Raw genomic sequence first — 22,286 nt, forward strand, 5'->3', positions numbered from 1 at the left:
TCCGTGTTCGACACCGTCATCAAGGGCGGGCGCTGGTTCGACGGCACCGGCGCGCCTTCGGCCATCCGGCATCTGGGCATCCGGGACGGCCGCGTCGCCGCCGTCAGCGCCGAACCGCTCGACGAAACCGGTTGCGGCACCGTCATCGACGCCACCGGCCACTGGGTCATGCCCGGCATGATCGACATCCACACCCACTACGACGTGGAGGTGCTGCTCGATCCGTCGCTGTCGGAATCGGTGCGGCACGGGGTGACCACGATTCTGCTCGGCTCCTGCTCGCTGTCCACCATTCACGTGAACGGCTCGCAGGCCGGTGATCTGTTCGGCCGGGTGGAGGCCATTCCGCGGCGGCACGTGGTCGCCGCCGTCGACGGGGCCAAGACCTGGAACAGCGCGCACGGCTATGTGGCGGCCCTCGAAGCGCTGCCGCTGGGCCCGAACCTCGCGGCCTTCATCGGGCATTCCGACATCCGGGTCGCGCTCATGGGGCTGGACCGGGCCACCCGGCCCGAGGTGCGGCCCACCGAGGCGGAGCTGCGCGCCATGGAGCATCGGCTCACCGAGGCCCTGGACGCGGGCTTCGTCGGCATGTCCTCGCAGCAGCTGCTGTTCGACAAACTCGACGGCGAGGTCTGCCGCTCCCGCACGCTGCCCTCCACTTACGCAACCACCCGGGAACGGCGGCGGCTCAACGCGATTCTGCGTCGCCGCGGGCGGGCGCTGCAGGGCGGCCCGGACGTGGCGCGGCCCCAGAGCCTGGTGGCCATGGCGGCGAGCAGCCTCGGCATCATCCGGCCCCGCCTCAAGGTCAGTCTGCTGTCGGCGGCCGATATCAAGGCCATTCCCGGTGTGGTGCACATCTTCCCGTGGATCGCACGGGTGCTCAACGCGCTCGGGGGCGACTTTCGCTGGCAGCATCTGCCGGTTCCGTTCGAGGTGTACTCCGACGGCATCGACCTGCCGGTCTTCGAGGAGTTCGGTTCCGGTGCCGCGGCGTTGCACCTGTCCGATCAGCTGGAGCGGCGGCAGGAGCTGTTCGCGCAGGAGGAGTATCGGCGCCGGTTCCGCGCGGACTACGAGAAGAAGTGGGGGCCGCGGGTGTGGCACCGCGACTTCTTCGACGCCGAGATCACCGAATGCCCGGACGACAGCGTGATCGGCAAGACCTTCGGCCAGGTGGGCGTCGAGCGCGGTGGCGTGCACCCGGTGGACGCCTTCCTGGATCTGCTGGTGGAATACGGCTCCAAGGTGCGCTGGCGCACCACCATCTCCAATCACCGAACCGAGGTGCTGAACCGGCTGGCCGCCGATCCCGGTGTGCAGCTTGGATTCTCGGACGCGGGCGCGCACCTGCGAAATATGGCCTTCTACAACTTCGGGCTGCGGCTGTTGCGGCGGGTGCGCGACCACGAGCGGGCCGGGCGGCCGTTCATGACCGTGGAGCAGGCGGTGCACCGGGTGACCGGCGAACTCGCGGACTGGTACGACCTGGACGCCGGTCATCTGCGGGTGGGTGACCGCGCCGATGTACTCGTCGTCGATCCCGAACGGCTGGACGCCGGGCTCGAGGAGTACGCCGAGCAGGCGGTCCCGGAGTACGACGGCCTGTCGCGCATGGTGAATCGCAATGACGACACCGTCACGGCGGTCCTGGTGAACGGACGGTACGTCTTCGGCGCGGGACGGCGGTCACCGGCGCTCGGCGTCGAACGCACCGGCCGCTTCCTGCGCGCCGGACGACGAAGGGAACAGGCGTGAGCGACGGTGGATTCGACGACCGCACGGCGGTGGTGACCGGTGCCGCCTCCGGTATCGGGGCGGCCGTCGCGGCCGCCCTGCTGGGCGCCGGCGCGCGGGTGGTCGGGCTGGATATCGACACCGACGGGCTCCGCGAGCGCGCCGCCGACTTCGGCGACGCCTTCGTACCCGTCACCGCCGATGTGACGGTGGAGGAACAGGTCGAGGCCGGGATCGCGGTGGCGGCGGCGCGGTTCGGCGGCCTGGACATGGCCTTCAACGTGGCGGGCGGCTCCCGTATCGGCGCGATCACCGATATGGCGGTCGAGGACTGGGATTTCACCGTCGACCTGGTGCAGAAGAGCGTTTTCCTGTGTACCAAGCACGAGGCCCGGCTGATGCGCGACACCGGGCGCGGCGGCAGCATCGTGAATATCTCGTCCCTGGACGGGCGCATCCCCATGCCCGCGGGCAGCGCCTACTCCACCGGCAAGGCGGGGGTGGTCATGTTCTCCAAGAGTGCCGCGGTGGAGCTGGCCCCGTACCGGATTCGGGTCAATACGGTGCTGCCCGGACTCGTGGACACACCCCTGGTGGCCCCGGTGCTGTCCTACGAGCCCGCCGAACGCATGTTCCTGGAACGGATTCCGCTCGGCGTGGCGGCGACACCGGAGCAGATCGCCGCACCGTGCCTGTTCCTGGCGAGTGACGACGCCTCCTACATCACCGGCACCGAACTGGTGGTGGACGGCGGCTGGGAGATCAGCAACTTTCCCAATCTGGCGAAACTGTCGTCGGCCTGAACGGTGTCACCGGTGCGGACCTCCGATCTGTCGGGGGTGGCGGCTACCGTCGAAAGGTGGCCGAGAACGTCGCCTGCGAAAGCGTAATCGATTCCCTGAGAGACGATTTCGACGCGCTGCTGGATGCCTGCTGGGCGGAGATCGAGGAGACGGCCGCGCCGGAGCTGCTCACCGCCCTGCACGCCGACGCGCTGCGCGAACCTCGCGTCAACGCGCTCTACTACTGGGAAACGCTGCTCATGCGGGACCTGTGCCTGCTGAAACTGCGGGGCGGAAGCCGCCGGGAGCGTGCCGAACTCGCGGAGTTGGAGCACCGCGCACAGGCACTGCGCGTCGCCGCCCTGGCCCGGCTGCGGGCGGGCCGGCGGCCGCCGCGGCGCACGGGTCCCAAAGGCTACGAACAGGTGTGCGCCTGGGTGCTGTCGCTGCTGCTGCCTACCGAGTACGAGGCGGCGTTCGCGTCGGCCATGCGCGCCTGCTGACTCGATCCGCTGCGCACCCGGCTGCCGTCGCGCGACTGGTGGCGATGGGCCGTGACGCACGGCTGGCTGACCGATACGCCGACTCCGGCGGCGCTGCGCCTGCTGGCTCTGGACGAGGCGGGTTTCGTGGCCGTGGTGCGGCGCGCGCTGGGTGGTGCGCGGGTGCCCGGATCGGACCATCCGGCGGTGGCGGAGCGCTGGTACGCCACCTTCAAGGCGCTGGAGCTCACGCTGCGGGCGGAACTCGACGACGCGGTGGCGGCGGCGCGCCCGCTGTCGGGCGCCGCGCTCGAGGCGGCGCTGCCGCGCGTGGTCGAGGGGTACGAGCAGCTGGCCGAACTGCGTGTGCAGCGGCGGGAGGCGCTGCGCCGATATCTGGACTCGCGCGACATCATCGTCGAACTGGTCGACGCCGCAACCGATTCCGTGCGGGAATGGTGCGGTACCGCCGCCGCCGACGCGGTGGGGCGGGCGCACCGGGCGCTGTGGGACCGCGTGCGGCGGGTGGTGTGGGAGCATCGCGACAGCTGGGACCGAGCAGGATTCACGCTGTTCGGCACCGGCGGCGGTGAGCTGGCGGACCGGCTGCGGCTGGCCGTGCGGTCGACAGCGCCGCCCGGACCCGGCGGCGAGCCGATCACCCCGCGCCCGGTGGGCGGGATACCGTCGGGACCGCTCACCGTCGCCACCGACGCCTCCGGATACGGTGAGGTGGGTGGGTACGGCTGGGCGGCCGAGGACGGGCGCAGCCGCGGCGGGCGATGCGTGGACGGCCGGAGTTCGGTGGAATCGGAGATCATCGCCATCTGCGAAACCGCCGCCGCGCCCGAGTTGTTCGAGCGGGAACTGCGTATCCTCTCCGATTGCGAGCAGGCCGTGGCCGCCGTCAATACCGCGATCCGGCGCCGTGCCGCCGAAGGGCTGCCCTTCCCGGTGTCGGATCGGGTGCTCGACCATGTCGATCGCGCCCTGGGCAGGCCACTGCCCTTCCGTGCGCAGTGGATTCAGGGCCACGGCGGTCACGCGCTCAACGAGCAGGCGCATCGACTGGCCCGCGCCGCCCGCTGGTGAGCGCACCGGCCGTTCACCGGGTGTTCGTTTTCCGGCAAGGCGGCAGCGGCAATCTCTATTCATGGCGTACACCGCCACGGTGGGCGCCGACTCCGAACTGTTCACCTGCCGGAGTTCGCGATGACACAGAGTCCTGTCGATCATGCCGCGCATCCGCGCGGCGATCTTCCTCTCGATCAGAAACTCGCACTCGAGGCCGCCGCCGCCCGCCTACTGCGGGAGTTCGGCGACCACACCGACGAACACACCATCGACCACCTCCTGTACTCCACCTACAACCGGGTGGCGCGGCAGGCCAAGGTGGAAACCTTCCTCCCCCTGCTGGCCGAGCGGTTCACCAGGGAACGCCTGCTAGCCATGACCGCCCCCGGCTGAACTTCCCCACCGCCGACGGGGCTCGTCCGGGGTGCTATGAGTGGCGACCACTCACAGTGCCGCGCGAATATCCGTGTGCACGAAGTCATTTCCCTTGTACAGCAGCGGTCTGTCGGTGGCGACCGCGAGGGCGTAGGCGAAGCAGTCGCCGAAGTTCAGTTGGGCCGGGTGCCCACTGCCCTTGCCGAAGTCACGATAGGCGCTGCGGGCGATGGCAGCCTGCTCGACGGATACCGGCTGGAGTTCGATGCGCAATCGCCGGATGAGCTGATCGGTGCGACGCGCGAAAACCGGATCCGGATGGCGATCCGCCTTGATGACGACTTCGAGATGGTTGACCACGGACATCATCGGATCGGCCGCGACCAGGATCGCGTGGGTGAAGTCGGCGCACTCCGGTTCATCGAGCACGATGGCGAGCAAGGCTGACGCATCTATGATCACGCGGGCATGCCTTGCTCGTCATACAGATCGTCCGTCGTGAGCACGGTGCGGCTGTCCGGTGTCAGCCGCGAATGCAGGTCGGTCAAGATGTCCTCGACCTCCTGCCATTGGACGGCGGCGGTGACCGCGGTGCTGGAATCGAGTTCCCGTAGCAGACGCCGCATGGCCTCCTCGACCACGCTGGTCTGCGACATCCCCGTGCGGCGCGCGGCCTCGCGCACGAGGGCGTGTACATGTTCGTTCTTGATATTGAGGCTCACCGCGTGTTCCTCTTTCCCACGTCTCGGGCGCGTTTCTACCATTCTATACCGCTGAGGTAGAAGTACCCACGCCCGTGGTGACGGCTAGCGCGGCGGCAGGACCGGGGAGTCCCAGGCGCGGGCGTAGCGGCGCTTGTCCGGGGCGGTGTCCGGCTTGCTGCGGTAGACGACGTAGGGGCGGACGAAGTAGCCGATCGGGGCGCTGAACATGTGGACCAGGCGGGTGTAGGGCCAGACGCCGATGAGGGCGAGCACGATCAGGCCGTGCGCCTGGAAGGTCCAGGGGGTGCCGACCATGAGCTCGGGCTGCGGGTGCAGCGTGAAAAGGCTGCGGAACCACGGGGATACGGTCTCGCGGTAGTTGTAGGTGCCCCACAGCAGGTTGCTGCCCACGGTATTGAGCATGCCGGTGATGAGCGCACCTGCCAGCAGGACGTACATGAGCTTGTCGTTGCGGGTGGTGGCCTTGCGGACGGCGGGCACCGTGACGCGGCGGTAGAGCAGGATGGCGATGCCGACGATCACCGCGACGCCGGCCGCCGTTCCGGCGGAGACGGCGGCCACGTGGTACAGGTGGTCGGAGATGCCGATGGCGGCGGTCCAGGACGCGGGAATCAACACGCCCACCACATGTCCGCCGATGACGCCGAGCATGCCGAAGTGGAACAGCGGGCTGCCCAGCCGCAGCAGGCGCGATTCGTAGACCTGCGAAGACCGTGTGGTCCAACCGAATTGGTCGTTGCGGTAGCGCCACAGGTGGCCGAGCAGGAACGAGGTGAAGGCCACGTACGGCAGCGTCATCCAGAGGGTGGTGGTCATCGGCGGCCTTCCGATCCGGCGAACATCATGGGGTCCATGGCGAAGGGCTCGAGGCCGGCAGGAGCGGAGCCTGCGGAGTGACCGATGCCTACAGCTTCCTCCGGCGGACCCTGGGCGGCGAGCTCGGCGATGCGGCGGCGGTCGGCGGTGGTCACCGGCGGCAGCGTGGCCGTCACGGCGGCGAGCACGGCCGCATAGGGGGACCCGTTGTCCGACAGCGACAGTCGCAGCAGCTCCAGCACCGGCACGTGCTCGCCGAGCAGCCGTTCCCCGCCGATGGGATCCACCGTGGCCGCGAATTCCAGCAGCACCGGGAGGTGGTCGGGCAGCTCCTCGTCGCCGAGTTCGACGCCCGCGTGCCGGTAGGCGTGCTTGAAGCGCAGCAGCGCCATCCCGCGTTTACGGGTGTCGCCGTAGGCGTAGAAGGTGAGGTGCAGGCTGGCGCGGCGGCGCATGTCGAAGGTCTCGACATAGCGCTGGGCCAATTCGAGCGGATCGGTGTCGCGCAGGTGGGCGAGGAATTCGCCGAGCTGGACGCGCACCTCGGTGGGCAGTTCATTTACCGCGCCGCCGAACTCGTGCACGGTGCGCAACATGTCCTCGGACGGGTAGTCCAGGCACAGGGCCGCCATCCGCCAGACCAGGCGGCGGTCCCGCTCCGACATCCGTACCGTCGGTTCCGGCCGCCGCCGCAGGGTGAGCAGCTTCATCGACGAACTCCGCTCGGCTCGGGTGTGGGGTCCGCGTCGGTGGCGGCGTGCGCGCCATCGCCGTGGGGCTCGGTGCCGTTGTGCCCGTTGCCGTCGGCCGCAGACCCATTGCCCCCGTCACGGGTCGGCACCAGCCCGTCGGTCTTCTTGCCGTCCCAGTTGAGCAGGTTGATCCGGTTCGACTTCTCCTCCGGCGCTGCGCCATTGGTATCGCTCAGGTGGAACTTGTCCGCCATGTAGTCGTAGGCCGTCATGCCCGGTCCGCCGTCGGTGTCCAAACTGCATCCGGTGGCCAGCGAATCCAGTTCGTGCGCACGGGAAGTCGCGCCGCTGGGGATCACGTACCGATGCTCGTACTTGGCGATGGCGAGCAGCCGGTACATGGCCTCGATCTCCTCGGGCTCCAGTCGCACCGCCTCCGGGATCGAGAGATCCGGCTCCTGCCCGAGATTGATCGACCGCATGAACGACCGCATCCCGGCCAGCCGTTGCAGCGCCGCCCGGACCGGTCCGACCTCACCGGCGGTGAACAGCTCCGCCAGGTACTCCACCGGAATCCGCAGCGCGTCGATCGCGCCGAACAGATTCGAATGGTCCTCCCCGTCGTGCCCGGTCTCCGACAGCACGTCCACCACCGGCGACAGCGGCGGCACGTACCAGACCATGGGCATGGTCCGGTATTCCGGATGCAGCGGCAGCGCGATCTGGTAGTCGACGATGAGCTTGTAGACCGGTGAATCCTGCGCCGCCTGAATCCATTCGGTGGAGATGCCCGCCCGCTCGGCCTCCGCGACCACCCGCGGGTCGTGCGGATTCAGGAAGACGCCCAGCTGCGCCGGGTACAGATCCTTGTCGTTCTCGACCGAGGCCGCCTCCAGCACCGCGTCGGCGTCGTAGAGCATGACGCCGATGTAGCGCAGCCGTCCCACACAGGTTTCCGAGCACACGGTCGGGATGCCGACCTCCACGCGCGGATAGCAGAAGGTGCATTTCTCGGCTTTGCCGGTCTTGTGGTTGAAGTAGATCTTCTTGTACGGGCAGCCGGTGACGCACTGCCGCCAGCCGCGGCACTTGTCCTGGTCCACCAGCACGATGCCGTCCTCGGCGCGCTTGTAGATGGCACCCGAGGGACAGGATGCCGCGCACGAGGGGTTCAGGCAGTGCTCGCAGATGCGCGGCAGGTAGAACATGAAGGTCTGCTCGAATTCCAGCTTGACCTGGTCGGACAGCTTGGACAGCAGCGGGTCCCTACCGACCTGTTCCGGGCCGGAGCCGAGGTCGTCGTCCCAGTTCGCGCCCCAGGTCACCTTCGTGTCCTCGCCGGTGATCAGCGATTTGGGCCGCGCCACCGGAGTGGTATCGATTTGGGGTGAGGACAGCAGATTGTCGTAATCGTAGCTCCACGGATCGTAGTAATCGCTTACCGTGGGAAGGTCCGGGTTGGCGAAGATGTTCAGCAGCCTCTTCATTCGCGACCCGGACTTCAATGTGAGGCGGCCCTTGCGGTTGAGCGTCCAGCCGCCCTTCCACTTCTCCTGATCCTGGTACTGCCGCGGATACCCCTGCCCGGGGCGGGTTTCCACATTGTTGAACCAGACGTACTCGGTGCCGCCGCGATTGGTCCATGCCTGCTTGCAGGTGACGCTGCACGTATGACAGCCGATGCACTTGTCCAGGTTCATGACCATGGCGAGCTGTGCCATGACGCGCATGTCAGTACTCCACTTCCTGCGAGCGCTTCCGAATAGTCGTCACTTCGTCGCGCTGATTTCCGGTGGGGCCGTGGTAGTTCAGGGCGAAGGACTGCTGTGCGTAGCCGCCGATGAGATGCGAGGGCTTGATCATGATGCGGGTCAGCGCATTGTGGATGCCGCCGCGCTTGCCCTTGCCGACGAAGCCGGAGCCGTTCGCCCCGTTGCCGTTCGGCCCACTGCCATTCGAGGCTGCTCCGGCGCCGTTCGGCGTGCCCTCGATGCGCGGCACGTCCACCGCGCGGTCCTGCGCGTGGTACATGAACACCGTGCCCTCGGGCATGCGGTGCGACACGATGGCGCGCGCCACCACGACGCCGTTGCGGTTGACGGCCTCGATCCAGTCGTTGTCCGCGACACCGATCTTGGCGGCGTCCTTGTCCGACATCCAGATCGACTGCCCGCCGCGCGAGAGCGTCAGCATATGCAGGTTGTCCTGGTAGGCGGAGTGGATGGACCACTTGGAGTGCGGCGTCAGATAGCGCACGGTGACGCCGTTCTCGCTCACATTGCCGACGCCGGGCTCGCTGAACAACGCGGTCATATCCAGCGGCGGCCGGAAGATCGGCAGCTGCTCGCCGAGTTCGATCATCCAGTCGTGGTCGAGGTAGAAGTGCTGCCGGCCGGTCAGCGTGTGCCACGGCTTGAGCCGCTCGGTATTGATGGTGAACGGCGAGTACCGCCGCCCGCCGGTCTCACTGCCCGACCATTCCGGTGAGGTGATCACCGGCACCGGCCGGGCCTGGGTGTCGGCGAAGGAGATCCGCTTGCCCTCGTGTTCGGCGGCCAGATCGGCCAACCGGGTGCCGGTGCGCTGCTCGAGCGCGTGGAACCCCGCCACGGCGAGTCGGCCGTTGGTGGTTCCGGACAGCGCCAGGATGGCCTCGGCGGCGTGGGTGTCCTTGGCCAGCGACGGACGTCCCTGCGCCACACCGGAAACCACGGTCCCGTTGACGCCCTTCAGGTACTCCACCTCGGCATCGGGCAGGGTGGTGACACCCTTGACGGTGAGCCCGGCCGTCTCGACCAGCGGTCCGAGCGCGGCCATCTTCTCCGCCACGCTGGGGTAATCGCGTTCGACCACAACCAGTTTCGGCATGGTCTTACCGGGGACCGGTTCGCATTCCCCGGCCTTCCAGTCCAGGACGCGACCACCGGCCTGGGCCAGCGCGTCGGCGCTGTCGTGTTGCAGCGGTACCGCGACCAGATCCTTGCGCTTGCCCAGATGCTTCTCCGCCAGCCAGGAGAATCCGCGGGCGATGCGGTGGAACGCGTCGAAGTCGGTCTTGGCCTCCCACGGCGGGGAGATGGCGGGGGAGAAGGCGTGCACGAACGGGTGCATATCCGTGGAGGACAGATCGTGCTTCTCGTACCAGGTGGCGGCCGGGAAGACGATATCGGAGAACAGTGTGGTGCTGGTCATCCGGAAGTCCAGCGACATGAGCAGATCCAGCTTGCCGGTGGCGGCCCGCTCGCGCCACACCAGTTCCTGCGGGCGCACCCCCGTGGTGTCGGTGGTCTGCAGGTTGGAGTCCGCGCCGAGCAGATGCTTGTGGAAGTACTCGTTGCCCTTGCCGGAGGACCCGAGCAGATTGGCGCGCCACACGGTCAGCACGCGCGGGAAGTTCTCCGGCGCGTCCGGATCCTCGCAGGCGAAGCGCAGCTCGCCGGAGGTGAGGCCGTCCACCACATGGTCGGCCGGAGTCTTGCCCGCGGCCTCGGCCTCGTCCACCAGGTCGAGGGGGTTCCGGTTGAGGGTCGGGTAGCTGGGCATCCAGCCGAGCCGGGTGGCGAGCGCGATATTGTCGGCGGCCGTGCGCCCGGCGAAGCGCCCCGCACCCAGCGGCGAGGAGAACGATTCCGCCGTGAACGGGTCGTAGCGCCACTGGTCGTTGGCCAGGTACCAGAACACGGTGCCCTGCATCTGCCGCGGCGGGCGCTGCCAGTCCAGGCCGAAGGCCAGTGTGGACCAACCGGTGACCGGACGGCATTTCTCCTGGCCCACGTAGTGCGCCCAGCCGCCGCCGTTCACGCCCTGGCAGCCGGTGAGCAGGGTCAGGGTGAAGAAGGCGCGGTAGATCTGGTCCGAGTGGAACCAGTGGTTGGTGCCCGCGCCCATCAGAATCATGGAGCGGCCCTGGGATTTCTCCGCATTGTCGGCGAATTCGCGGCCGATGCGCTCGGCCTGCTTGGCCGGAACGCCGGTGATGGTCTCCTGCCAGGCGGGAGTGTACGGCTCGCTGGCATCGTCGTAGCCGGTCGGCCAGCTGCCGGGCAGGCCGGTGCGCGCCACGCCGTACTGCGCCAGCAGCAGATCGAAGACGGTGGTCACCCGCTTGCCCGCGACCACGGTGGTGGGCACGCCGCGGGTGATGACGCCCGCGGTGCCGTCGTCGAAGCGGGGAAGCTGCACGGCCGCGGCGTCGCTGACGCGGCCGTGCAGAGTCAGCAGGGGATCGACATCCCCGAGATCCAGGTTCCACTTGCCCTTGCCCGCCTCGGTGAAGCGGTGACCGAGCGACCCGTTGGGCACCGTCGGGTCGCCGTCGGCGTTCAGCAGCACCGTCTGGAACTCGACGCCCTCGCCCGTGTGCCCGAGGTCGGCGGCGGTGAGGAACTTGCCGGGTACGCACACGCCGTTCTTGTCGTCCAGCGTGATCAGATACGGCAGGTCGGTGTAGCGCTTGACGTAGTCCCGGAAGTACGGGGTGTCGCGCTCGACGAAGAACTCCTTGAGCACCACGTGGCCCATGGACATGGCCAGCGCCGCATCGGTTCCCGGGCGGGCGGGCACCCATTCGTCGGCGAACTTGGTGTTGTCGGCGTAGTCCGGGGAGACCACGACCACCTTCTGGCCCCGGTAGCGGGCCTCGGTCATGTAGTGCGCGTCCGGGGTACGGGTCACCGGCACATTGGAGCCCCACATGATCAGGTAGCCCGCGTCGAACCAGTCGGCCGACTCCGGCACGTCGGTCTGGTCGCCGAAGACCTGCGGCGAGGCCACCGGCAGGTCGGCGTACCAGTCGTAGAACGACAGCATGGATCCGCCGATGAGCGAGATGAACCGCGCGCCCACCGCGTGACTGACCATGGACATGGCGGGAATGGGGGAGAATCCGGCGACCCGGTCCGGCCCGTACTTCTTGATGGTGTACACATGGGCGGCGGCCGCGATCTCGGCGGCCTCCCACCATTCGGCGCGCACGAAGCCGCCCTTGCCGCGGGCGTGCTTGTAGCGTTTCGCCTGCTCGGGATTCTCGACGATGGACTCCCAGGCCAGCACCGGGTCCTTGAGTTCGGCCTTGGCGGCGCGGTAGAGCTCGAGCAGGACGCCGCGCACATAGGGGTAGCGCACCCGTGCGGGCGAATACGTGTACCAGGAGAAGGACGCGCCGCGCGGGCAGCCGCGCGGTTCGTACTCCGGCTTGTCCGCGCCGACGGACGGGTAGTCGGTCTGCTGCGATTCCCAGGTGATCACGCCGTCGGAGACGTAGATCTTCCACGAGCACGAGCCGGTGCAGTTCACGCCGTGTGTGGAGCGCACCACCTTGTCGTGCGCCCAGCGATCCCGGTAGAACTCGTCGGCATCGCGTCCGCCCACCTTGTGGACCGTGCGCAGGTCCGCGGACACTTCACCGCGGTTGAAATACTTCCCCAGTCGAAGCAGTGCATCGGCGGACGAGCTATCGGTCCCCGGGTTTGCCATGACGCCCCCTTCGAGCTGTGGAAATTGGGCTGCTGCATCGACTGTAAAGACGTCATAGCGGGCGTCAAAACGATTCTCTCACAGTGCGCGAACCCGCGTTGTGAGTTGTGAGATCGCCGCAACGTGGCGGTCACTGTGCGATTGCGGCCTGCCTGCCGCCGACGCCGTTCGACCTGCGTTGATCCATGATGACCGGCCGAAACGTCTCGCCCCGAGGAGGTTTCGGGGCGGTATCGGTGATGCTTTGGAAACGTTCGGTTCTCGGCCGCTTAATATTTGTTAACACACTGATGGTGACCGGTGACACGCGATTATCCGCCATTCCGGCTAACTCCGTGCGCCTTTCCGACCAGCCCGTTCTCACCTGGCCGATCGGTTTGCTGCAGGATCGCGGAGGCAATCCGGTGCCCTGCTCGATTGTGCGCGATATCGTGGATTTCATGCTGCGATTCGAGGGGACGATCCGCTCCGCCCGGGGTGGCGGGGCGTATATCCCCATTCCCCCGGAGGCGGTAGCGGTGCTGGGCGGGGGCTGCGCGACGCCTTCGACGCGTGCGGTTACTCGAAGCGTCGGGGGTGGGTTCGAGATGTAGTGGCGGCGAAGCGTCCCGAGACCCGAGTGGGCCGGATCCAGAAGATCATCGACGCGTTGCGCGGGTGAGGTGCGCGCGGATGTCGACGTGCCGTCAGCCGTCGGCGCTCGGACGCCAATCCGGGTGCGCCGCCGCGAGGTGTCGGGCCAGGGCCGACTGCACGCGGGCCCGCCAGATCTCCGGCGGGCTGTCGGTGCGGTCCTCGTGCAGATGGGGGCAGCCGGGGACCGGGCAGGCGAAGGTGTAGGCGCGCTGCATCAGTCTGTCCTCGGTGTCGTAGACCCGGCCCGCGAGGAAGGGCAGGTCGGTCGGCGCGCTGTCCGCGCCGTCACCGTCGACCGTGCCGTCGTGCTCATCTCCCACGCGGACCACCCGATCACATGCGCCTGATCTCGAACCACTCGCAAACCGGTTGGTATGCAATAGCTTTCTCGGCGGAAGAGGCCGCGAAGGTACGGGCAGCGACCCATTCCGGTGGACCCGCCCCCACGGGCCCGTCCCCGCCGCAGTGGCCGAACTCACTGCGCCGCATGGTGCGGCGGCGGATCGGGCGGTGCGGTAGCCGATCAGTCGGGCAGCGGGATGAACTCCACGAGGTCGCCGTCGCGGGCGTCGGCGGGTACCACCACGAGGCCGTCGCGGTGCAGGAGTCCGGCCAGGTGCGCGGTGCGGATGCTGGCGTCGCCCTCCCAGCCTCCGGCGGGCACCGCGCGGGCGGGGACGATGCGCGCCACCGGACCGGAGATCGCACCGGCATTGACCAGCGGCCCCCGGAGCACTCGCTCCCGCGTGGTCCCGGTGAGGCCCGACACCAGGGCGGGCGTCAAGGCCAGCAGCGTCGCGACGGCGGCGAACGGATTGCCCGGCAGGCCGAGAATCACCGCACCGGAACGCAGTTGCGCCACCACCGTGGAACCGCCGGGCCGCAGCCGCAGCCTGCGCACCAGCATGCTCGCCCGCGCGCGGTCCAATGCCGCGCGCAGCTGATCGGCCGCGCCGCCACCGGTCGCGCCCACGATCACCAGCAGATCGCAGTCGGAGGCGGCGGTCAGCACCTCGTCGAAGGCGTTGGCGGCATCGCGCAGATGGACCCGGTCCTGGGTCTGCACGCCGTGCCAGGCCAGCAGATCGGGCAGGATCGGGCCGATCGAATCGCGGGTCTGTCCCGCGTGCAGCGGCCCTTCGCTGCGAATCTCGTCCCCGGTCATGACGATTCGCGCCCGCACCGGGCCGCGCACCAGCGCCGTGCGCACCTCGGCGCTGGCCGCCGTCGAGATCAGCGCGGCGTTGACCACCGTTCCGGCGGGCGCGATCTCGGTCCCCGGCAGCCAGTCCTCGCCGCGGCGGCGCACATCGTCGCGCGGCGGCGTGTCCGGCAGACGATGCAGCACGCCGTCCTCGTCCACCCGGACGAATTCGTCGCGCACCACGGTGGTGGTGCCGTCGGGGACGTGTGCGCCCGTGGCGATCCGGACGGCCTCGCCGGCGAACAGCCCCACCGGCCGCTGTCCACCCGCGAAGCCGATATCGCGGCGCACCTGCCAGGGGCCGTCGCCGGAGACGGCGTAGCCGTCCATGGCCGAGACGTCGAAGCGTGGCAGGGCGTCCGCGGCCAGCAGCGGCTCGGCGAGTGCGGCGCCGCGCGCCGCCCGCACCGCGACGCTGCGCGGTGTGAGCTGGAATACAGTGTGGCGCAACGCACTACGCGCCTCGTCCAGGGTCATCGGAGCGTTTGCCGCGGTTTGCTCGACCGCCTCGCGCGCATGGCGCACTTGGTCGGGTGTGTCGCAGTCGGCGACCCCCGCCAGCGGCACCATGACGGTGTGCACCGGAACCAGCGCCTTCATGGGCTGATTCACCAATGACTCCAGCCGACTCACCGCGGCGGTCAGCGCCGCGCGCCGCCACACCCCGACCAGATACTGCGGCCGTCCCGACTCGTCGGCCGCGAAGACCGCGTCACTGCCGGATTCGAGTGCGTGCCTGAGGAGTTCGTCGACCGCGGGAGCCGTGAGGAAGGGCATGTCGGCCGCCAGCACCACGATCAGCCCGGCGGGGAAATCGCAGTCCGCCAATATGCCCAGGCCAGCGGCAATGGCAGCGACCGGTCCGGCCCCGGCCGGAATCTCTTGCGCCTGCAGGATTTCCGGCGGCAGCTCCGGTCGCTGCGGCCCCACCACCACCGTGCGCGCACAGTCGGCGACCGCGCCGAGGGCGGCGTCGAGCATGGACTGCCCGCCGACCACGATGGCGGGTTTGTCCACGCCGCCCATCCGGGTGGCGCGCCCGCCGGCGAGCACGATCGCGTCGACGGTCGTCACGGGGCGCGGTCCGGAACGAGGCTGGTCATGGCTGCCGATGGTAGCGGGCGGGCGGTGGCGGACCCGAACCCGACGCGGATCGACGGTCCTGGATTCTCGATTGCCCTATGTTCGCGGGCTACTGTTCGACGTGGGCTTGCCAGCGGCGACACAGTAAAGAAACAGCCATGTTTTGGTCTTATGTACAACAAAATGTGGCACTATCCCGAAGCGGAACTGACGACGGGTGAGGCAATCACCGCAGTTCTTCGACGTTGTGGTTCGGGTGTCCGGCTGTATGCGCCGCCGGGTCCACGCGGGCATCGAACGTGATTGCTGAGAGTTTGTGGAAGGGGATAGTCGTGGTTACGAGCGCGAAATCCAGGCGTGATTCGGAGAATGTGCGCCCGCCGTCGTTCGGCCTGCTGCTGCGTCGCCTGCGCGACGACCGAGGAGTATCCCGGGAACGCCTCGCCTTCAACGCCGGAGTCAGCGCCAGCTATATCAGCCATCTGGAAAAGGGCGACCGCGACCACCCCACCCGCGAGGTGGTCGACGCGCTGGTGCGCTATCTCGACCGCATCGACGCCCTCTCCCAGGTGGAGCGCCGACATCTGCTCGACCTGGCCGGACTGGGTGCCGGGGAATTCCCCTCCGTCGATCGACTGCGCGACGAGGTCGGCCCGGATATGCGCCGCGCGCTGGAATTGCACGAACCGCATCTGGCGGCCTATATCGACACCCGTTGGAATGTGCTGGCCTGCAATGACAGCTACAACCGCGCATTCCCGGGATTGGCCGAGGACGTGAACATGCTGCGCTGGTTCTTCGCCAATCCGAGATCCCGGCAGGTCATGGTGGAATGGGAAGCCGAGGTGCGCACCACGGTGCGCTGGCTGCGCGGGCTCATCGGCAGCACCGGCGACACCGCCTGGTCCACCGAATTCCTCGCCGAACTCGGCCGCTACGACCTGTTCCGCGAGCTGTGGGACGAAGGGGTGGCGGCCTACGGGCGAGACCGGCCCATCATGCATGTGCGCGACGCCGAGACCGGGCGCTGTCGCTCCATCGCGGTGCAGCTGTTCAAGGTCTACAGCGCCAGCAATCCGGACCAGATTCAGATCTTCCTCGGACTGCCCACCTGGTGTTCGGAGCGGACGCATCCCGTCGACGTGCGTTCCTGAGCCCGGCCGCGCCGCCGCGGCCGCGCGTCACATGGGCCGCGGCCGCGCGTCACATGGCGATGGCGGCGGGCGGCACGGCGACTCGCGCACCCCGGCTCGGCGCGGTGCGCGGCGTCCGCACGGAATCGATCTCGCCCTCCGCCCGGCGTACCAACTGAATCAGCAGGGGTGCGATCGATTCCGGATGTGTCCACATCGCGCCGTGCCCGGCGCCGCAAATCGTGACCACGCCGTCGGCTCCCGGCAACCCCGCCGCCAGTGCCTCCGATTTCTGCGCGGTGCTGACGCCGTCGTGGCTGCCGCGCAACACGAGTGCGGGTGCGGTGACCTCGGGCAGTCGATGCAGGAGTGAGCGGCGATCCATCAGGCATCGCGCCGCCGCGCCCACGGCCGTGCGATCGGATTCGCTCCAGCGCACCGTCCATTCCCGCCAGGCGCGCGGGTCCTGGCCGCCGATGAGCTGCGGGGCCAATTCCGCGATGAGCGGTGCGAGCGGTTCACTTCCGCACCAGCGTTCGAAGAATACGCGGTACCAGGCCAATTCCGCCGGTGTGCACTCACCCGCCTCGGTGTCCATCAGCGCCAGGCCGCGAACCCGGTGCGGTGCGGCGAGGGCCAGGCGCAATGCGGAGCATCCGCCCTGGCCCATACCGCCGATCACGGCTTCGTCGATATCGAGTTCATCCAGGACCGCCAAGATATCGGCGGCCAGATCCCAGTAGCTGAAGATTTCACCGTCGGGTGTCCGAGTGCGGCCGTGGCCGCGCGCGTCGATCGTGACGAGGTTTATCCCGGCCGCCGCCAGGGGTTTGCGCAGCGGTTCGAACGCGGACCCGTCCAGGAAGAATCCGTGCGCGCCCACCAGGGTGGGTCCCGATACCTCTGACGTGCGGAAGTGGACGGTTGCCGAACCCGAGTGCACATATGGCATGAGGAGACCGTAAGGTCTGAACGCGGTGCGCGACAGTGTTTGCCGGCAGAGTGCGGTTCTCCTTCGAGTGGCTACTCGCATCGGTACCACCACTGGTCAGTGTGGGTACTGCTAGGGGTTTGCTCAAACCTGAGCTGCGGGTGGACAAGTCGGTCTTGTCGCTTTTAGATCAATCACATGCATTGAAGCCGCAACCAGAAGCGGTTCACCAGAATGCATTTCGATGATCCGGGCGGTCACGTCATCTTTTTGCGGGGCGGCCGTGTTTCGAAAGCGAGTCACCGATGTCGAGAATGATCAGGCTGGTGCCGCACATCGCGGTCGCCGCCGCGGGGGATCCGAGATCCGGAACGTTCGCGGTATGTGATGGCGAAGGTACCGCCCTGTGGTATGGACCCTATTCCGACTACGAGCACGCCCATCCGCGTGGCCCCCGGGTGGCCGCCGGTATGGCCGCCGCGTCCCGCGCGGTGTGGCTGGCCGGGCGGGCGTGCGCCGAAACCGGTCTGCGCCAGGCCGATGTAGGGCTGACCGTTTCCGATCGCGAGGTGGACGCGGCGGTGCTGTTCGGCATGGCGACCATGGCGGGAATGACACTGCGGTTGTTCTCGACCTCCGACAATCCGGCCCGAGACTGGTGCCGGGTACCCGGCCGCCGGGATTGGCAACCGGGAACATTGGCGGCGCTCGTGGAATACCGGGCCACCGCGGCGCGGACCGCATCCGGAATTCCGGTGCGTCAGGCCGAAACCTCTTGTCTACCTTGATTTTCAATTCCTACGTGCATTATTGCGAAAGGAACGTCATGTTCGAGTTCACCACCGCCGAGCGCCGCACCGATTTTCGAATCGATCACGGCGCGGGCCTACGGGAGGCCCTGGAGGGCCTGCTGCTGCACAACGGCATCGGACTGGATGCCCGTATGCGCCACGCCGTTTCCGCCGTCGTCCACCTCGCCGTGGACGCCCCGAACGGCCCGCCGGAGGATGCCGAGGAGTTCCTCGGCCGCCTCGACGCCGCCTGGCTGCTCGCCGCCTGGACCGACCACGACACCGAGATGTCGCTGCTGGGCACGCTCGCGGGCGGGGAGGTGCCCGCGCTGTCCTGGTGCGAGCTCATGTTCACCACCGCGCTCGCGCCCTGGTCGTCCACTCCGGCCGCCGTGCACGCCCGCCGCATCTTCGCCGCCGGTGAGCAGTCCCGCCCGCTCAGCGCGGTCGCCGATTGCGCCATGGGCCGCCAGTAGTCCCGTCGAAAACCACCGCTGTCGCTACGCATGCTTGGAGGCACACCATGAAGTTGATGTTCACCAAGTTCGACGCCGCGTTCGAGGCTCTCGCGGACAAGGCCGAATTCGACGATACGGGCTGGCGGGAGCGCGGCCTGTGCACCCAGACCGATCCGGAGGCGTTCTACCCCGAGAAGGGGGGCTCCACCCGGGAGGCCAAGCGGATCTGTTCCGGCTGCGAGGTGCGCGTGCAGTGCTTGGAATACGCCATGGCCCGGGACGAGCGCTTCGGCATCTGGGGCGGGCTCTCGGAGCGGGAGCGACGGCGGCTGAAGAAGGGCGAGGCGGCCTGAGGTCGACGGCGGCGTTCGGGGCCGGAGGCGGCCGGGGTCCGATGCCGGGATCTCTGCCGCTGACCGCCCGGTGGTCAATCGGTGGGCGCTCGTAGTAGGCAGAACTCGTTGGTCTCCGGATCGGCGAGGACCACCGGGGCATCGCTCTCGTCACCGGAGCTGATCGGTGTCGCACCCGCGGCACGCAGCCGAGCGGTCTCCGCGGCCGGATCGTCGGTGGGGAAGGCGACCAGATCCAGGTGCAGACGGCCGCGGTCGGGGCACACGGCCGGGGTGCGGAGAAACTCGAGCCAGGGGCCCTGCCCGGTCGCCGAGCGGATTCCGGCGTAGCGCGCGGTGTCGTGGGTGAGCGGCCATCCGGCGGCGGCAGACCAGAAATCGGCCAGCCGCAACGGGTTTCGGGTGTCCACCACGATTGCGGCCACCGCGCCGGTGTCCACGTACTGCTCACGCGGCTCGAGGACGCAGAACTCGTTGCCCTCGGGATCGGCCAGCACCGTCCACGGCACCGTGCCCTGCCCGATATCCAGCCGCCGCGCGCCCAGCGACAGCGCCCGATCCACCTGCACCCGTTGATGATCCAGCGACCGACTGGCCAGGTCCAGGTGGATGCGGTTCTTCGTCCCCCTGGGTCGCGGGGCCGCCAGGAAGGTCAGCGCCACCTCCACCCCGTCCGGATCGGGCGCGGCCACGTCCACCTCGGCGGCCCGGTCCAGCGTTATCTCCCAGCCGAGCAGTTCCGCCCAGAATCGAGCCGTCGACCGGGGCTCGGTCGCATCGAACACCACGCATGCCAGACGGGTGGACATGAATCCACGGTAACCGCCGCAGGGGGTGGCGCGTATCGGGTTTCGTCGGATGTCATCGCCGAACGGCCGGATGACGGCCCGCGACGATCAGCTCACCCGCTCGGATCACTCGGCTCCCGCCGGTCCAGCTGTCGTCGCCGCCGGTCCACCGCATGCGTGAACAGCCGCAGCGCCGCCCCGATCAGCACGAGATTGCCGATCATCTGCACGAGCACGGCCGCGCGGGCGGGCTGCGAGTCGGCCACGATATCGCCGAAACCAACCGTCGCGAAGACTGTCACGCAGAAGTAGAGCGCGTCCAGCCGGGTCAGCGCTTCACTGAAGTTGGCCGGATCGACCTCGGAGAGTATCGAGTACACGGTGGCGAAGCCGACGAGATGCAGCCCGAACACCGCGGCCAACCCCTCCAGGCCGCGGGCGAGCGGATTCTCGGCGTGCAGCACTCGCCGCAACTCCCAGCCCAGCGTCACGCACACCAGCAGCCCGCCGATCACCAGCGCGACGAGCGCGCGACCCGCGATCACGCCGGTGAAGGGCAGCAGGAAATACGCCAGCAACAGCACCGTGGAGGTGAGCAGCGGCGGTAGCAGCGCGCGCCACGCGTCGCCGGGCCACTGCTCGGCCGGGACAGCGGGCGGCACTTCCTCGTTCGACACCTGACGGCTCCTCCGCTCGGAATCTGATTCGACGCTACGCCCAACCCCGCGCCCGGTGATTCACCTCGAACGGATGACACACCGGGCGACGGCCGGTGCCACGGTGACGGGGACGCCGGTGACAGCGGAGTCGTCACCCGCCCACACGACCGCGCACTCGACAAGGAGCACCTGTGGACGACTACCCACCCATCGCCGATCACGGTCTCATCGGCGATACGCAGACCGCCGCGCTGGTAACCCTCGACGGCACCATCGACTGGTGTTGCCTGCCGCGTTTCGACGCCCCGAGCGTCTTCGGTTCGCTGCTGGACCGCCGCCGGGGTGGGCACTGCCGGATCCGCCCCGCCCGGCAGCCTTACCGGAGCACGCAGTTGTACTTCCCCGATACCGCGGTCCTCATCACGCGTTTCCTGACCGAGACCGGTACCGGGGAGGTCGTCGACTTCATGCCGCCCATCACCGACCGGGTCGCCACCGACCGGCACCGGCTGGTGCGGATGGTGCGCTGCGTGCGCGGGCAGCTCGCGTTCGAACTGGATATGGTGCCGCGCTTCGACTACGGACGCCGTCCGCACACCACCCACGTCCTCGAGAACGGCGCGGTCTTCGACAGCGGCGAAACCGCCCTGACGGTGCACGCGGTGCGCGATCCCACCGACTGGCCGCTGGTACGGATGGAGGTCGCCGAGGGCGGCCGCGTGCACGGCTCGATCGTGCTGGCGGCGGGGCAGGTGCGCGGCATGGTGGTGGAGTCCGGCGCCGCACTCACTCCGCGCGCCGTCCCGGTGGCCGAGATCGAGGAGTTGTTCGCCGACACCGTGCGGTTCTGGCACACCTGGCTGGCGCGCTCCACCTATCGGGGTCGCTGGCGGGAGATGGTGCACCGATCCGCCATCACGCTCAAACTGCTCACCTACGCGCCGACCGGCGGCATCGTCGCCGCTCCGACCGCGGGGTTGCCCGAACAGATCGGCGGCGAACGCAATTGGGACTACCGCTACACCTGGATCCGGGATGCCTCGTTCTCGGTGTATTCCCTGCTGGCCCTGGGCTTCACCGAGGAGGCCGAGGACTTCGCCGGCTGGCTGCGAGCCCGGTACCGGGCCCACGGCGGCCCGATGAAGATCATGTACCGAGTGGACGGCTCCTGGGATCTGACCGAGCGGAGCATCGACCACTGGGAGGGCTACCGCGCCTCCTATCCGGTCCGCATCGGCAACGACGCATCCGACCAGCTGCAACTCGACATCTACGGGGAGATGCTGGACAGCGTCTACCAGGCCGACCGACGCGGCCTGCGGATCGGGCACCAGGGCTGGCACGATGTGGTCGAGTTGCTCGGCTGGCTTGCCGATAATTGGGATCAGCCTGAGGAGGGGATCTGGGAAACCCGCGGCGGCCGTGCCGATTTCACCTACGGCCGCCTGATGAGCTGGGTGGCCTTCGACCGCGCCGTCCGGCTCGCCGGTGAGCACAGTCTGCCGGGTCCGGTGGAACTGTGGCAGCGCCACCGTGACCGGATCTACGAGCAACTGTGGCACCGTGGCTGGAATCCGCACCGGCGGGCCTTCGTCCAGCACTACGACTCCGATGTGCTGGACGCGTCGCTGCTACGTATGGCCCAGGTCGGGTTCGTCGCACCTCGCGACCCGCAGTGGCTGTCCACGCTGGACGAGATCGGCGCGGAACTCGTGACCGACAGCCTGGTGTACCGCTACGATCCGCTCGCCGCACCGGACGGGCTGCGCGGCACCGAGGGCACCTTCTCGCTGTGCACCTTCGGCTACGTCGGGGCGCTCGCGCGGGCCGGGCGAATCGCGCAGGCACGGTTGGTCTTCGAGAAGATGCTCACCTACGCCAACCATGTCGGCCTGTACGCGGAGGAGATCGCGCTCACCGGTGAGCAACTCGGCAACTTCCCGCAGGCGTTCACCCACCTGTCGCTGATCGATGCCGCGCTCGCGCTCGATCACGCCATGGATCACGGCGAGAGCGACGAGCGGGTGGATCCGGTCGGGGCGGGCGTGCGCGACAGCTGACCGCTCTCCGGCGTCCGGGACCGGGCGGC

22 protein-coding genes are annotated in these 22,286 nt (G+C 68.6%); 11 read left to right on the top strand and 11 right to left on the bottom strand.

From position 1 onward, the window contains the following. The first annotated feature begins 3 nt into the window (after window positions 1–3). The 5 genes from QJS31_RS03915 (at window position 4) to QJS31_RS03935 (ending at window position 4,471) form a co-directional block, all read left to right on the top strand. Window positions 4–1,761 carry an amidohydrolase family protein gene (locus QJS31_RS03915; RefSeq protein ID WP_282780076.1) on the top strand — a complete coding sequence of 586 codons (1,758 nt, stop codon included), beginning with the start codon at window positions 4–6 and terminating at the stop codon, window positions 1,759–1,761. Next, window positions 1,758–2,543 carry an SDR family NAD(P)-dependent oxidoreductase gene (locus QJS31_RS03920; protein ID WP_282780058.1) on the top strand — a complete coding sequence of 262 codons (786 nt, stop codon included), beginning with the start codon at window positions 1,758–1,760 and terminating at the stop codon, window positions 2,541–2,543. The genes QJS31_RS03915 and QJS31_RS03920 overlap by 4 nt, the downstream gene beginning before the upstream one ends. A gap of 56 nt (window positions 2,544–2,599) precedes the next feature. Further along, on the top strand, window positions 2,600–3,025 hold the full coding sequence (locus QJS31_RS03925) for a hypothetical protein (RefSeq protein ID WP_306355937.1): 426 nt from the start codon (window positions 2,600–2,602) through the stop codon (window positions 3,023–3,025). 51 nt (window positions 3,026–3,076) lie between these two features. Next, the gene (locus tag QJS31_RS03930) at window positions 3,077–4,096 is read left to right on the top strand and encodes an RNase H family protein (protein WP_306355938.1); all 1,020 of its coding nucleotides are present in this window, start codon (window positions 3,077–3,079) and stop codon (window positions 4,094–4,096) included. A gap of 120 nt (window positions 4,097–4,216) precedes the next feature. Further along, the gene (locus tag QJS31_RS03935) at window positions 4,217–4,471 is read left to right on the top strand and encodes a three-helix bundle dimerization domain-containing protein (RefSeq protein WP_282780062.1); all 255 of its coding nucleotides are present in this window, start codon (window positions 4,217–4,219) and stop codon (window positions 4,469–4,471) included. A 51-nt stretch (window positions 4,472–4,522) separates the two neighbouring features. Here the strand turns inward: QJS31_RS03935 and QJS31_RS03940 are convergent, their stop codons facing one another. The 6 genes from QJS31_RS03940 to QJS31_RS03965 form a co-directional block, all read right to left on the bottom strand. Then, entirely contained in the window at window positions 4,523–4,915 is a 393-nt protein-coding gene (locus QJS31_RS03940) for a type II toxin-antitoxin system VapC family toxin (RefSeq protein WP_282780064.1), read from the bottom strand. Beyond that, window positions 4,912–5,175 (bottom strand): type II toxin-antitoxin system VapB family antitoxin, encoded by a 264-nt coding sequence (locus QJS31_RS03945; protein ID WP_158453202.1) that lies wholly within the window; start codon window positions 5,173–5,175, stop codon window positions 4,912–4,914. Before QJS31_RS03945 ends, QJS31_RS03940 begins: the two co-directional genes overlap by 4 nt. An 84-nt stretch (window positions 5,176–5,259) precedes the next feature. Further along, entirely contained in the window at window positions 5,260–5,994 is a 735-nt protein-coding gene (narI, locus tag QJS31_RS03950) for a respiratory nitrate reductase subunit gamma (RefSeq protein WP_282780067.1), read from the bottom strand. Beyond that, window positions 5,991–6,704 carry a nitrate reductase molybdenum cofactor assembly chaperone gene (narJ, locus tag QJS31_RS03955; protein WP_282780069.1) on the bottom strand — a complete coding sequence of 238 codons (714 nt, stop codon included), beginning with the start codon at window positions 6,702–6,704 and terminating at the stop codon, window positions 5,991–5,993. The genes narI and narJ overlap by 4 nt, the downstream gene beginning before the upstream one ends. After that, on the bottom strand, window positions 6,701–8,407 hold the full coding sequence (narH, locus tag QJS31_RS03960; protein WP_282780078.1) for a nitrate reductase subunit beta: 1,707 nt from the start codon (window positions 8,405–8,407) through the stop codon (window positions 6,701–6,703). The genes narJ and narH overlap by 4 nt, the downstream gene beginning before the upstream one ends. A 10-nt stretch (window positions 8,408–8,417) precedes the next feature. Next, window positions 8,418–12,161, bottom strand: a complete 3,744-nt coding sequence (locus QJS31_RS03965) for a nitrate reductase subunit alpha (RefSeq protein ID WP_282780071.1) — start codon at window positions 12,159–12,161, stop codon at window positions 8,418–8,420. A 532-nt stretch (window positions 12,162–12,693) separates the two neighbouring features. On the opposite strand from QJS31_RS03965, the gene QJS31_RS37300 reads away from it, so the two are divergent. Further along, window positions 12,694–12,822 (top strand): YdeI/OmpD-associated family protein, encoded by a 129-nt coding sequence (locus tag QJS31_RS37300; RefSeq protein WP_372341795.1) that lies wholly within the window; start codon window positions 12,694–12,696, stop codon window positions 12,820–12,822. A 25-nt stretch (window positions 12,823–12,847) separates the two neighbouring features. Here QJS31_RS37300 and QJS31_RS03970 read toward each other — a convergent pair whose 3' ends face one another. Both QJS31_RS03970 and QJS31_RS03975 read right to left on the bottom strand, forming a co-directional pair. Beyond that, window positions 12,848–13,117, bottom strand: coding sequence for a hypothetical protein (locus QJS31_RS03970; RefSeq protein WP_282780072.1), 270 nt, complete (start codon window positions 13,115–13,117; stop codon window positions 12,848–12,850). A 203-nt stretch (window positions 13,118–13,320) separates the two neighbouring features. Next, window positions 13,321–15,075, bottom strand: a complete 1,755-nt coding sequence (locus tag QJS31_RS03975; RefSeq protein WP_306355939.1) for an NTP transferase domain-containing protein — start codon at window positions 15,073–15,075, stop codon at window positions 13,321–13,323. 341 nt (window positions 15,076–15,416) lie between these two features. Here QJS31_RS03975 and QJS31_RS03980 point away from each other — a divergent pair, with 341 nt between their 5' ends. Next, window positions 15,417–16,238 carry a helix-turn-helix transcriptional regulator gene (locus tag QJS31_RS03980; RefSeq protein ID WP_282784522.1) on the top strand — a complete coding sequence of 274 codons (822 nt, stop codon included), beginning with the start codon at window positions 15,417–15,419 and terminating at the stop codon, window positions 16,236–16,238. 49 nt (window positions 16,239–16,287) lie between these two features. On the opposite strand, the gene QJS31_RS03985 is transcribed toward QJS31_RS03980, so the two are convergent. After that, window positions 16,288–17,169: an alpha/beta fold hydrolase gene (locus QJS31_RS03985; protein WP_282784524.1), complete on the bottom strand. Its 882-nt coding sequence runs from the start codon at window positions 17,167–17,169 to the stop codon at window positions 16,288–16,290. A gap of 284 nt (window positions 17,170–17,453) precedes the next feature. On the opposite strand from QJS31_RS03985, the gene QJS31_RS03990 reads away from it, so the two are divergent. From QJS31_RS03990 to QJS31_RS04000, 3 genes are read left to right on the top strand one after another with little or no spacing between them, the layout of a single operon-like run. Next, a complete protein-coding gene (locus QJS31_RS03990; RefSeq protein WP_282784526.1) occupies window positions 17,454–17,936 on the top strand; it encodes a hypothetical protein in 483 nt (160 codons plus the stop codon). Between the two features lie 38 nt (window positions 17,937–17,974). After that, window positions 17,975–18,415: a hypothetical protein gene (locus QJS31_RS03995; RefSeq protein WP_282784528.1), complete on the top strand. Its 441-nt coding sequence runs from the start codon at window positions 17,975–17,977 to the stop codon at window positions 18,413–18,415. Further along, window positions 18,394–18,750, top strand: a complete 357-nt coding sequence (locus QJS31_RS04000) for a WhiB family transcriptional regulator (protein ID WP_372341498.1) — start codon at window positions 18,394–18,396, stop codon at window positions 18,748–18,750. Before QJS31_RS03995 ends, QJS31_RS04000 begins: the two co-directional genes overlap by 22 nt. Window positions 18,751–18,824: 74 nt before the next feature. Here QJS31_RS04000 and QJS31_RS04005 read toward each other — a convergent pair whose 3' ends face one another. Continuing rightward, window positions 18,825–19,559, bottom strand: coding sequence for a VOC family protein (locus QJS31_RS04005; protein ID WP_282784532.1), 735 nt, complete (start codon window positions 19,557–19,559; stop codon window positions 18,825–18,827). Between the two features lie 92 nt (window positions 19,560–19,651). Continuing rightward, window positions 19,652–20,215, bottom strand: coding sequence for a potassium channel family protein (locus QJS31_RS04010; protein WP_282784535.1), 564 nt, complete (start codon window positions 20,213–20,215; stop codon window positions 19,652–19,654). Window positions 20,216–20,388: 173 nt separating this feature from the next. Between QJS31_RS04010 and QJS31_RS04015 the strand changes: the two genes are divergently transcribed. Continuing rightward, window positions 20,389–22,257, top strand: coding sequence for a glycoside hydrolase family 15 protein (locus QJS31_RS04015; protein ID WP_282784537.1), 1,869 nt, complete (start codon window positions 20,389–20,391; stop codon window positions 22,255–22,257). The last annotated feature ends 29 nt before the right edge of the window (window positions 22,258–22,286 follow it).

The organism is Nocardia sp. CC213A, from assembly GCF_030766805.1.
In the GTDB taxonomy this organism is placed as follows: Bacteria; Actinomycetota; Actinomycetes; order Mycobacteriales; family Mycobacteriaceae; genus Nocardia; species Nocardia otitidiscaviarum.